Origin of the sequence: Melissococcus plutonius ATCC 35311 (genome assembly GCF_000270185.1) — a bacterium.
GTDB classification, from domain to species: Bacteria; Bacillota; Bacilli; order Lactobacillales; family Enterococcaceae; genus Melissococcus; species Melissococcus plutonius.
Map to the genome: position 1 here is coordinate 344,804 of NC_015516.1, position 12,094 is coordinate 356,897.

A 12,094-nucleotide genomic window follows, 5' to 3' on the forward strand; every position below is an offset into this window, starting at 1 on the left:
TGATAAAATAATTTACTACAATTCGTTATTTGATTAATTTTTTAATCTAATAATTATTTTTTTATCTTCCTTGTCATGATAAAATTATTATATAAAAGAAAGGATAAAAGAATGGGTGAATCAAAAATTACTAAACGAGCAATGGCTGGTGCATTAATTGATTTATGTAAAATAAAACCATTTAATAAAATCAGTGTACAAGATATCACAAAGAAAGTGGGATTAAATCGCCAAACATTTTATTATCATTTTAATGACAAAAATGATTTATTATGTTGGATTTATCAACATGATGCATTTATTTATTTAATTGAGTCAGATATTCGGATTGATAATTGGGAAGAGCAAGCTTTAAAAACATTAAAAAAAATTAAAGAAAAAGATACCTTTTACTTGAATACAGTTCAAGCAGATATCAATGTTTTATTAGAAACCTTTTATGAAGTCACTCATCGTTTATTTATCAATCTATTTAATAGCATAGATAGGGAAAAACAATTATCAGAGGAAGATAAAGAATTCTATTCACGTTTTTTTTCTTATGGTTGTGGTGGCGTACTAACAAATTGGATATTAAATGATTATCAAGAAATACCACTAGCAATTGCTGCCCAATTGTTTCGTTTAGCAAAAGATACAGAGTTGTTTTCTTATCGTTTATACTGCCAAAATAGTGAATAACTATTATTGTATGTTGATGGTTTATTGATTACATAATTAGATGGATAGAAAGAATTATGAATAAAGAAAAGACTAAGCAATAAAATAGTAGAAAAAAGCAAAACTATTTTTAATTTGTCAAAATTTATCTTGTATTCTATTTTTAATTATTTATTAATTGCTTAAAATTTACAACATACTTACTAATAAAATAGTTTTAAACTATATAATGAATTTGACTTACCTAATAAAACCATTTTATATTACGAATAATAAAAGTAAAACAGTCTATCTTTCTTGATAGACTGTTTGTTTATTTGTAGGTTGTTGGTTTAATTTCTAATAATTCTCATTTATTTTTGAGAGAAAGTTATAAAGTTACTATAAATAGACTTAAAAATTAACGATTTTCTTGTATAGAAGGTTGTTTTAATGCTGATTTGTCAATTGTTAAATCAACAGATGCAGTATGCTCTTTTGATTCACGATAATAGGTTACCTCCATTGAGTCACCAACATTTTTTTTATAAAGTGCACTTTGTAGATCTGTGATTGTATTGATATTTTCTCCATCAACCTTTGTAATGACATCATATTTTTTTAAACCTGATTTATCGGCTGGTGTTGCTGCCTGAACAGAAAGAACAACAATACCAGATTTTATAGAAGAAGGTAATTTCAATATTTCTTCTTGTTGTTGTGAAGAAATATTTGATAGGTCTTCCATTGTGATTCCTAATGCTGGGCGTGTTACTTTTCCTTTGGCTTCTAGTTGGTTGATAATAGATACAACATCATTACTAGGAATAGCGAATCCCATACCTTCAACATTAACTTGACTATTAGCTTGAAGGATTTTAATGGAGTTAATCCCAATAACTTGTCCTTCAATATTAATTAGTGGACCACCAGAATTTCCGGGATTAATTGCTGCATCTGTCTGTATTGCATTAATATTGACAGTTTCTCCCGATTCATTTGCATTTGTAATATTACGATTTACTGAAGAAATAATTCCTTGTGTAACCGAGTTGGCATACTCTGAACCTAATGGAGAACCAATTGCAATGGCGGGTTCGCCAACTTTTAGTTTACTAGAGTCTCCGAATGTAGCAATTTGATCTACTTTTTGGGCAGCAATTTTAATAACTGCTAAATCGGTATAAGCATCTTTTCCAACTAATTTCCCTTTAACTTTTGTTCCATCATGTAAAATAACTTCCAATCCGTTTGATTGATCAACTACATGATTATTGGTTACGACATAGGCAGTATTGCCATCTTTTTTATAAATAACGCCACTACCTTCACTAGCAGCTTCTAAGCCACCTGAACTATTATCCTTATTTTTTTATTGTTATTATCATCATTTCCAAAGAGACCATCTAAGCCATCTAAATCAGAAGAAGATTTTTTTTGTTGTAGATTGATCACAGAAACGACTGAATCTTGAGTTTTATTAACAGCTTTTGTTACATCACTATTTACATTATAATTAATATTACTTACTTTAGTGCTTTTAGCTGGCGTTAAAGAATTATTTGTATTTGTGGCAGATGGAGAGGGTAAAACATTCATACCAACTGCAGCATAAGTACCACCAATGATTAAAACACCGCCTACTACACCACCGAGTAAACCAATGCCAAATTTTTTAAAAAATGAATTTTTTTTATTAGAAATAGGTGTTACATTTTTTCTTTCCATAATTTTACCTCCTAATTGGAACTCTCTATGTGTTAGTATATCGCTTAGTGTTATTCTTAGTCTATAGAAGAGCCTTGAATTTTTTATGAACAACTTAGGGAGAAAAAAATAAAATATAAAGAAAAAATATAGCTGATAAGTTATCCACAATAAAGGTGGAAAAATCAAATAAATAACGCAAAAGTAATTTTAAAAAGTTATCCACAAGTTGTGGATAATGTGAATAAAGAACAAGCGAATAAACGTTCGAGAATAAAAATGATACAAAATAAGTAATTATCGATAAATTTTCTGTGGATAATTCTGTTAATATGTGTATAACTATGTGGAATTACTGTGGAATACTTAAAAAATAAATGATAAAATTGTTGAAAAATAAAAGTAATGGAAGAGATAAAATGAGAATAAAAATTATAACAGTCGGCAAATTAAAGGAAAAATATCTGGTTCAGGGAATAAACGAATATTCAAAACGCTTAATAAACTATGCAAGAATTGAAATAATAGAAGTTCCTGATGAAAAGGCTCCTGAGAAATTAAGTCATGCAGAAATGAAACAAGTCAAAGAAAAAGAAGGTAAAAAAATTTTAACTAAAATTAACGAACAAGACTATGTAATATCATTGACAATTGATGGACAACAGTTAACTAGTGAATTATTTGCTAAAAATATTGAACAATTGGGAATACATGGTCATAGTTCGATTGTTTTTGTAATTGGCGGTTCTCTTGGCTTAGACGAGGCAGTAATTAAATGTAGTGATCAACAACTTTCTTTTGGTAAATTAACCTATCCACACCAATTAATGCGATTAATACTTATTGAACAAATTTACCGAAGTTTTCGGATTATAAAGGGAGAACCTTATCATAAATGAAATGATTTTAGATTGATATAAAATATTGCATTTATTTTAATAAAATAGGTCATTTTATACAGAATTTTATTGTTTACAGTGATTATTATAGAATAGAATATGAGAAAATTTATTTATATAATTTTTATAAATATTGGTGTTTTTAATATTCAAAAAGTTAAAGAGCAAGGAATTATACTAGATATTTATTAAAAATTTATATTTTCTTTATTAAGTAAAGTTAACATTTGAATGATATACAGTTATAAATAACTATAATAGATAATAAGTTATATGAAGAAATCTTATTCGGTCAACCGAATAGGATTTTTTTGTAGGAGGAGCAATCATATTTCAATAAACTATTTAAATTGAATGGCTAGTAATGGTAAATTATCTAGCTTACTTAACGTTTTTATAGCTATTTATGACTTAAAGATCAATGCATTTATCTTTTTTATCCTTTTTTACTCAATTTAATGATAAAATAGAAAACGTAAAAATATATAATATGTAATTGTTAGAACAAAATTAAATTACTAATTATTAATATGACAGATAATTTAAACAGTAAGGTGGGTGTCTAAGTATAAAGATAGTTATGAGGATTGGTCTTTTATGAATTATTTATCTGATGAACTACTAGCATAAATAGTTTAATGGATCAATGGATTGGTAGTATGGTGATTCAATGTACCTATTAGCGAATGAAAGTATATTTACATAATTTAAATTATTTTTTGTATATTAGTTTTTATAAGAAAAGATATTTTTTAAAGAAAGTATGCTAAGGAGTGGATTATATGAATCGAGTTGAAAACAATCGTAAAAAGAAGAAGTATCTGTTCTGTTCATAATAGGTGGATTAGGCGGTATTATTTTAATACTGACCTGTTTTATTGTTGTGAATAGCTATTCGAGTGAACCCAATAATGAAGTTAGTGATGCAAGCTCAATGAATTCCTCTAATATGACTAATAATATTTCTTCAGTGTCTCAATCTTCCAGTGAGATAAGAACGTCCAATTCTACAAGGAATAGAAAAGATGACTATGAAGACATTTACAAAAATACCTATAAAAATAATTATGAAGATAGTGATGCAGCGGAAGCTGTGAAGAGACTATCCACAGAACAACGTGCAGCATTAATTATTTTGGGCGCACCATCTGACTGGTTTTTTAATGGATGTCCTTCACAGAGTACGATTGATCAACCTATAATACAAATTGCCGAATCGAATACAAATACTATAATACTGACAAAGGTTCCTATAAAATTCGCAAGAAATACAAGTGAAGAGGATCAACTATTTTCAGTTGCTGGAAAGGATGGTAAAATCAAAGCTAGAGGATATTCAAAAAACGTTTATGCTGTTGGACGAGATAACAACAAAATTTACTATTATATGATAAAGATAGATGACTCAAACCCAACTACAAAAATGGCTACGAGTCTTGGAGAAGCAAATATCGATGAAATTTGGAAATCCTATTACAATACCGGTAATATGTCTATTATAAATGAGATCGCAAATAATGTCCTTATAAAATAACTGTTGTTATTTTAAAACAGTATGATAAGATTATGTTTGCATATGAGTTATTAGATTCTACAACTATCATTTATTCTCAATACATAGTCTTTTATCATAAATTAGTTGATTTTAGATTAATAAAAAATGAAGAATATGTTTTAATAAAGATAGGTTATTTTAGTAGATGAACTTAATCTTGTTTATTAATTATGTAATAATAAAATTTTTGTCTTAAAAGATGGAGGATAAAATAAATGTATCAAATCAGAATTTATACAATGAAGGATAGAAAGAGTGCTGAAGAATATTTAAACATACATTGGAAAAGGCATTTAGTAAGTTTGCCTAAATATGGCATTACTGTTCATTTTGTTTCTAGTGAAGAAAACAAAGAACAGCCACGTGTGTTTGTTTTGGTTTCATCTTAGACTGGCAATATTGGTGAATTAAATGAGAAGTATATGCAAAGCAATGATTTTTTACAAGACATGGCTGGATTTGATATGAGTGCTATTTTATCTGTCGAAGAGATCGATGTAAAAGAATATTTTAATCAATCTAATAAATGAATAATGCTGAAAGTATAAATATGTTTTAATAGATGAATAAATTACTTAAAAAAACATATTGAATAATTATCTTCAATATAAAAAAGTTCGTTAACAAAAGAGATTAAATACAAAGAATAATTTAAAGAAAAATAGTCAATTTTAAATATAGTAATAAATTAAAATAACAAGAATTTAACTAATCAATGATATTAGAGTAGTAAATAATAATGTAGAAATTGCATTAACACCATATAAAAACACAATCAAAGTTGCATAATAAAAAATTAGAAATCAATATTTTTATAGAAAGAAGACCATATTAAGGTGATAGGGTCTTCTGTTTAATATGTAGTTTTAAATAGCTAAAAAATTTCTAAAATAGATAAGACAAAAAATCTATACTTATGCTGTTTTTAGGTACTTTGGTACAATCATTAACAAATAAAAAAAATAAATTGGACTCAATAAGTATAGCGATTTTAATATTCACATTATATAGTATACATATACATGGAGGTTAAAAATGATTGATTACCGGTTTAGTTTTATTGTTAACAATTTCACTCCAATTATCTCAATGAATAAAATTTTAGAAATGTTTAAAACAGATAGGAATGAATTTTTAGTAAAATTGTCTTCTTTTAATAATAGTGCTAGAGAAATTTGTCAGGAAGAATTAATCTTAAAAGACAATTATCTTTATATATCTAATAAAATAAAAGAAAGGTGGTTAGATATTCTTTTTGGAAAAACAGAGCATATAATTACTTATACAAAGAATCAAAGACAGGTAATGATCTATTTAATGTTGTTTATGCAATTAGAAGAACTTTCTGTATTCCATTTTCAAGATCTTTTATTTGTTAGCAAAAATACTATATTAAAAGATATAAAAAAGCTGAGGGATCATCTATCCCAATATAGTATTAAAATAATATATGCGAGAAAGAAAGGTTTTTACCTAACGGGGAAAGAATTACAAATAAGAGCTATTGCGTATTCATTTATCTTATCTTTTTTTAATGAAAATAAAAGTAAGCGTTTACTTTATAGTTATCTTTTAAAAAATAATTATAATATACATGATAAAGTAAGATATTATTTTTCAAAAATTATTGAAGAATATTCTTTAATTGTAGTACCAAGTAGGTTTGAAGAGATGATCTATTTTATTTCTATTCTATTATGTCGATTAAAACAAAATAGAGGAAAGCTAGGTATTGAAAATCAACTTTTATTGGAAAAGTTATTAATGTATGAGAAAGCTGAAAAATTTTTATCTCATTTTAAAGACCTAGAGAATAGCAAAGAAGAATTATGCTATATAACAGTTTTGTTTATGATATGTACACAGGGAGATGTTAAAGACCCATCATTAGATTTTTTAATGGATTGTTGTAGTGAAATTATTTATGAAATAGAACGATTAGCAGTCATTCATTTCGATAAATTCAAAAAAATTTTATTAGAACTATTTTATCACCTAGTATCTGCTTATTTTAGAATCAAATATGGGTTGAAGATTACCAATGTTTTAATTGATGAAATTAAAATTCAATATACAGAATTATTTGATTTAACTCAACTTTCTTTATATCCATTTGAATTATTAACAAAAAAAGCAATACCCCAAGAAGAAGTAGGTTACATTACCCTTTTATTTGGTGGTGAAATTTTAAATCAAAAAGAAAAAGGGGTAAAAAAATCATTAAAAGCTTTAGTTATGTGTCCAAGTGGAATAAGTTCGTCTGCTATTATGCAATCACAACTTAAAAAGCTATTTCCACAGCTAAATTTTATACATGCTGCCTCAATTAATGAATTTTATAGCAAAACGTTTAAAGAAAAAGAAGAAATAGCTATGATCTTTTCGAGTGTGCCAGTAAAAACACCAAAAACACTTTATATAATAAAGCCAATTATGAATCAATTAGAAAAAAATTTATTGATACGACAAGTTCAAGAAGATTTTTTATCTCAAGATATTTTGGTTCCCTCAGTTAATGAATTACTAGATAGTTTAGTTCCTTATATTGAATTGAAAAAAGGGGTTACAAGGGCTCAATTGTATAAATTATTACAAAAGAAAATAAATAAAAATTTGAAAGCAAAGGTAGATGATAGACCTATGTTATCTGAATTACTAACAAAGGATACGGTAAAAATTGTAAATTACCAAGAAAATTGGCAATCAGCTATCAAACTTGTAGCAGAACCACTAAGAGAAAAACATAAGATTGATAAGTGCTATGTGAATGCTATGATTCAAAAAGTGAACCATTATTGACCTTTTATTAATATTGGTAATGGTGTGGCTCTCCCTCATGCGCGACCAGAAGAGGGAGTGAATGAATTGGGAATGTCATTATTAAAAATAAATCAACCCGTTTTATTGTGTAATAATCAAAATCATCCAATAAATCTTTTTATTTGTTTAGCAGCAATAGATAATGAAAATCACCTTAGAGCATTAGCTAGTTTAACAAAAATACTATCGAATAAAGAAAAACTAAATGGACTATTGGATGCTAAAACAGAAAACGATATATTGAATATTATTAAAGGAGAAGATGAATAATGAAATTTGCGGCTGTATGTAGTTCTGGTTTAGGATCGAGTTTTATGGTAGAGATGAATATTAAAACAGCATTGAATACTTTGGGTATTCATAATATTGAAGTTACCCATTATGATATGGGAAGTGCTTCAGAAGGATTAGCAGATGCATTTTTTATAGGTGCAGACTTAGCAGAAAGTGCTACCCATTTAGGAAACATAGTTATACTGCATAGTATTATTGATATGGATGAATTAATAGTAAAAGTTAAAGCTGAATGCCAAAAACAAGGATTGCTATAAATAATTAATAATTAAAGGAGGATACATTTATGAAAGGCCTATTAAGTTTTGTTATCGATATTGTCAGTACACCAGCCTTATTAGTTGCATTTATTGCAATTTTAGGGAATATCTTACAAAAGAAAGATATTGCATCAATTGTAAAAGGCGGTATAAAAACATTTGTAGGATTTCTTGTTGTCACTGCCGGTGCAGGTATCATTGAAAATTCATTGGCTCCTTTTGGAGAAATGTTTAAAATTGCTTTTAATATGAAGGGAGTAGTGCCAAATAATGAAGCTATTGTTGCTTTAGCATTAGAAAAGTTTGGAACCTATACGGCATTAATCATGTTAACAGGTATGGCTTTTAACCTTTTAATAGCAAGATTTACCAAATTTAAATATATCTATTTAACAGGACATGCTACTTTGTATATGTCTTGCATGGTAGCAGTTATTCTAAGTATTAATAATATGAAAGTTATTCCATTAATTATTTTTGGTGGCTTGGCGGTTGGTCTGATTAATACTATTTCACCAGCAATATGTCAGCCATTTACGAAAAAAATAACCAATAATAATACCGTAGCGCTAGGTCATACAGGTGGACTTGGCTATGCTTTAAGTGGCTGTATTGGTCAAATGATAGGTAATAAAGAAAAGTCAACGGAAGATATTCGTTTTCCTAAGGGACTAGCCTTTCTAAGAGATTCTACTGTAAGTATTACGATTACTATGTCTGTTGTTTATATTATTGTAGCATTATTTGCTGGAAATGATTATATTACAAAAAATTTAAGTAATGAGACAAATTATATTATTTATTCATTACAACAAGCCGGATTATTTGCTGCAGGTATTTTTATTATTTTAGCAGGTGTACGATTAATTTTAGCAGAAATTGTTCCTGCATTTAAAGGAATATCTGAAAAATTAGTGCCTAATTCAATTCCTGCACTAGATTGTCCAATTGTATTTCCATATGCACAAAATGCTGTACTTATTGGTTTTTTAACCAGTTTTCTTGGTGGGATCGTTAGCTTAATTATAATGATATTGACTGGAACAACTGTAATTATTCCAGGTGTCGTCCCTCATTTTTTCTGTGGAGCAACTGCAGGCATCTATGGAAATGCTACAGGGGGAGTGAGAGGTGCTGTAGCAGGTTCATTTGTTCATGGCATTTTAATAAGCTTTATGCCATTACTATTGCTGCCAGTCATTGGAGGTTTAGGGCTGCAAGGCTCTACTTTTTCGGATACAGATTATAGTGTAACTGGTATTATTCTAAGCCAACTAGCAAATATTTCTGGGCAAGCTGGAATCATTATAGGTATTCTAATTTTGTTATCTGTATTGTTAATGCTAACAAAAATAAGTAAAAGGAAAAAAGAAACATCAATGGCAGAATAATAGAAAAAATCATAATAGAAATCAAAGCAAAAAAATTCAGTTAAAATATGAGCAATAAAAATAAATATATATAGCAATCAAAGATGTTAGAATATATCCTATAAGTAATATGATATTAACGAACTATTATATGATTATCTATTTTATATAAAAAATAAATTAAATGTTGAAAATTTAAACTATCTTATAGTAAATAAAAATAGAAATTTAGTATTCAAAGAAAAAGGATTGATTGTCAAAGAGAAATAATTTTGATAATCGATCCTTTGTTTATCTATTTTGATTCAACGCATGATTAAAAATGGAATTTTAACTGTTTCTATGGGTTGATAAATGATTAATTATTTATTTTAATACAGATTATTGGATTTATTATAACTATAAATTTTAACAACAAATAATTAAATTATCTGAGTATCATTCAATAAATAGATCACCAATATTGCCTTAAAAATCTAAACATAATAATAGAAATGTAATTTCATTATAAAATAAAATAATTGAAATATCATTGCTAATTAATGTAATAGTAGGTATAATTAATTTATAAATTGAAATCGATTTCAGAAAGGAGTTATCTAAATGTTTGGTTTTTCTATTTTTTTAAATGAAGAAATTAGTCAAAATACTAAAAACTATATAGAAAAAATGACTAATCATGGGTTTAAAGGAATCTTTACCTCGCTGCACATTCCAGAAGATAATGCTACTTGCTATAAATCTCGTTTAGTCGAACTAGGAAAAATCAGCAAGCAATTTAAGCTTGATTTAATGGTAGATATATCTGGAGAAGCGTTAAAACAAGCTGGTTTTTCTTTTGATAATTTAATAGAGATAAAAGAAATTGGTATAACTGGATTTAGAATAGATGACTGCATAAGCAACCAACTTATTGCAAAGTTATCTCATCAAATACATATTGCTCTAAATGCTTCAACAATTACAGCAAAGGATATGGATGAACTAGTTGATTATCGGGCAAATTTTGAAAATTTAGAAGCATGGCATAATTATTATCCACGTCCGAACACAGCTTTGGACCAAACTTGGTTTGATGAAAAGAATACTTGGTTAAAGAAATTTGGATTTAAGATTGAAGCCTTTATTCCAGGAGATAAGAATTTACGCGCTCCCTTGTATCAAGGTTTACCTACATTGGAAGCACATCGCTATATGAATCCATTCCCTGCAGCATTAGATCTAGTAGGAAAAATAGATAAGATTTATATTGGGGATGGTGGTCTTTTAGTTAATTGTTTAAAACAATTTGCCTGCTATAAAGAAAAAGAAATGATATGTCTAACTGCAGAAATTTATGATTCTAACATGGCATTTGTTTTAGGAGAACATACGAATAGGCAGGATGAAGCACGTGATGTCATTCGTAGTCTAGAAAGTCGATTCAATAAAACTGCCGATATTATGCCTGCCTTACCTGCTAAAAATCGAAAAATAGGTACAATAACTATTGATAATATAAACTATTTACGTTATCAGGGAGAAATTCAAATCATAAAAAATCAATTACCCGCTAATGAAAAGGTAAATATTATTGGTAGAGTGATAGAAAAAGATCGTGATTTGTTACGCCATATTAAAGGTGGACAAAAATTTAGAATAGAAAGTGTGACATGCCATGATTGATTTAGAAAACTTAACAACAGAAAAAAGAAATGAAACAACATTTGATTTGGATGAAATGTCTATTGCTGAAGCAGCAAGAATTATGAATCAAGAAGATCATAAGGTTGCAGAAGCAATTGAAGAACAAATAGAGAAAATTGAATGTGTTATTGAAGCGACAATTCAAACATTTAAACAGAATGGACGTTTAATTTATATGGGTGCCGGAACTAGTGGCCGACTAGGTGTTTTAGATGCTGCTGAATGTGTACCTACATTTGGTGTCACATCAGAAATGGTGGTTGGATTAATTGCTGGAGGAGAAAAAGCTATGACAATAGCAGTTGAAGGAGCAGAAGATTCAACTATGCTAGGAACGGAAGACCTAAAGAAAATCAATTTGACAAAACATGATATGGTTATCGAATTGCTGCAAGTGGCCGAACGCCTTATGTCATTGGTGGGCTTGATTATGCCAAAAATATGGGTGCAATGACTGCTGCATTGTCTTGTAATAAAAATGCAGAGAGTTCAAAACATGCGGATTATTTTATAGAAGTTGATTGTGGACCAGAATTTTTAACAGGTTCGACTCGTTTAAAATCAGGTACGGCTCAAAAATTGATTCTCAATATGATTTCAACTATCAGTATGATTGGAATTGGCAAAGTTTATAATAATTTAATGGTTGATGTTAAGCCGACAAATAAAAAATTAGTTGAACGTTCAAAACGAATTATCATGCAAGCAACAGAAGTGGATTACCAAACTGCTGAAAAATACTTTATAAAAGCACAAGAAAATGTAAAATTGGCTATTGTCATGATTCTAACGGGAAGCGATTTAAAAGAAGCCCAAACAAAATTAAATAAGGCAGATGGTTTTATTAAAAAAACATTATAGGAA

9 protein-coding genes and 2 pseudogenes are annotated in these 12,094 nt (G+C 28.1%); 10 read left to right on the forward strand and 1 reads right to left on the reverse strand.

The genetic code is table 11. The features are described 5' to 3' along the window. The first annotated feature begins 111 nt into the window (after positions 1-111). Positions 112-681 (forward strand): TetR/AcrR family transcriptional regulator, encoded by a 570-nt coding sequence (locus MPTP_RS01510; protein ID WP_013773247.1) that lies wholly within the window; start codon positions 112-114, stop codon positions 679-681. A gap of 379 nt (positions 682-1,060) precedes the next feature. Here the strand turns inward: MPTP_RS01510 and MPTP_RS01515 are convergent. Continuing rightward, positions 1,061-2,367: pseudogene (locus MPTP_RS01515) on the reverse strand (S1C family serine protease). Between the two features lie 398 nt (positions 2,368-2,765). Here MPTP_RS01515 and rlmH point away from each other — a divergent pair. The 9 genes and pseudogenes from rlmH (at position 2,766) to murQ (ending at position 12,091) form a co-directional block, all read left to right on the forward strand. After that, positions 2,766-3,245: a 23S rRNA (pseudouridine(1915)-N(3))-methyltransferase RlmH gene (rlmH, locus tag MPTP_RS01520; RefSeq protein WP_013773250.1), complete on the forward strand. Its 480-nt coding sequence runs from the start codon at positions 2,766-2,768 to the stop codon at positions 3,243-3,245. A 1,093-nt stretch (positions 3,246-4,338) separates the two neighbouring features. Further along, positions 4,339-4,779 (forward strand): hypothetical protein, encoded by a 441-nt coding sequence (locus MPTP_RS01525; RefSeq protein WP_127468627.1) that lies wholly within the window; start codon positions 4,339-4,341, stop codon positions 4,777-4,779. 236 nt (positions 4,780-5,015) lie between these two features. Then, complete coding sequence (locus MPTP_RS09760; protein ID WP_013773252.1) at positions 5,016-5,189, forward strand: hypothetical protein; 174 nt, start codon at positions 5,016-5,018, stop codon at positions 5,187-5,189. Positions 5,190-5,835: 646 nt separating this feature from the next. Then, on the forward strand, positions 5,836-7,599 hold the full coding sequence (locus tag MPTP_RS09735) for a BglG family transcription antiterminator (protein ID WP_013773253.1): 1,764 nt from the start codon (positions 5,836-5,838) through the stop codon (positions 7,597-7,599). Positions 7,600-7,611: 12 nt separating this feature from the next. Next, on the forward strand, positions 7,612-7,890 hold the full coding sequence (locus MPTP_RS09835) for a PTS sugar transporter subunit IIA (RefSeq protein WP_268746625.1): 279 nt from the start codon (positions 7,612-7,614) through the stop codon (positions 7,888-7,890). Then, the gene (locus tag MPTP_RS01540; RefSeq protein WP_013773255.1) at positions 7,890-8,171 is read left to right on the forward strand and encodes a PTS sugar transporter subunit IIB; all 282 of its coding nucleotides are present in this window, start codon (positions 7,890-7,892) and stop codon (positions 8,169-8,171) included. Before MPTP_RS09835 ends, MPTP_RS01540 begins: the two co-directional genes overlap by 1 nt. A gap of 29 nt (positions 8,172-8,200) precedes the next feature. Further along, complete coding sequence (locus tag MPTP_RS01545; protein ID WP_013773256.1) at positions 8,201-9,565, forward strand: PTS ascorbate transporter subunit IIC; 1,365 nt, start codon at positions 8,201-8,203, stop codon at positions 9,563-9,565. Between the two features lie 582 nt (positions 9,566-10,147). Continuing rightward, complete coding sequence (locus MPTP_RS01550) at positions 10,148-11,209, forward strand: DUF871 domain-containing protein (protein ID WP_013773257.1); 1,062 nt, start codon at positions 10,148-10,150, stop codon at positions 11,207-11,209. After that, positions 11,202-12,091: pseudogene (gene murQ, locus MPTP_RS01555) on the forward strand (N-acetylmuramic acid 6-phosphate etherase). Before MPTP_RS01550 ends, murQ begins: the two are co-directional and overlap by 8 nt. Positions 12,092-12,094: the final 3 nt, after the last annotated feature.

Excerpts from the sequence above, each read along its gene's own strand:
- MPTP_RS01510 (WP_013773247.1), top strand. The coding sequence starts at position 112 with ATGGGTGAATCAAAAATTACTAAACGAGCAATGGCTGGTGCATTAATT.
- rlmH (WP_013773250.1), top strand. The coding sequence starts at position 2,766 with ATGAGAATAAAAATTATAACAGTCGGCAAATTAAAGGAAAAATATCTG.
- MPTP_RS09760 (WP_013773252.1), top strand. The coding sequence starts at position 5,016 with ATGTATCAAATCAGAATTTATACAATGAAGGATAGAAAGAGTGCTGAA.
- MPTP_RS09735 (WP_013773253.1), top strand. The coding sequence starts at position 5,836 with ATGATTGATTACCGGTTTAGTTTTATTGTTAACAATTTCACTCCAATT.
- MPTP_RS01540 (WP_013773255.1), top strand. The coding sequence starts at position 7,890 with ATGAAATTTGCGGCTGTATGTAGTTCTGGTTTAGGATCGAGTTTTATG.
- MPTP_RS01545 (WP_013773256.1), top strand. The coding sequence starts at position 8,201 with ATGAAAGGCCTATTAAGTTTTGTTATCGATATTGTCAGTACACCAGCC.
- MPTP_RS01550 (WP_013773257.1), top strand. The coding sequence starts at position 10,148 with ATGTTTGGTTTTTCTATTTTTTTAAATGAAGAAATTAGTCAAAATACT.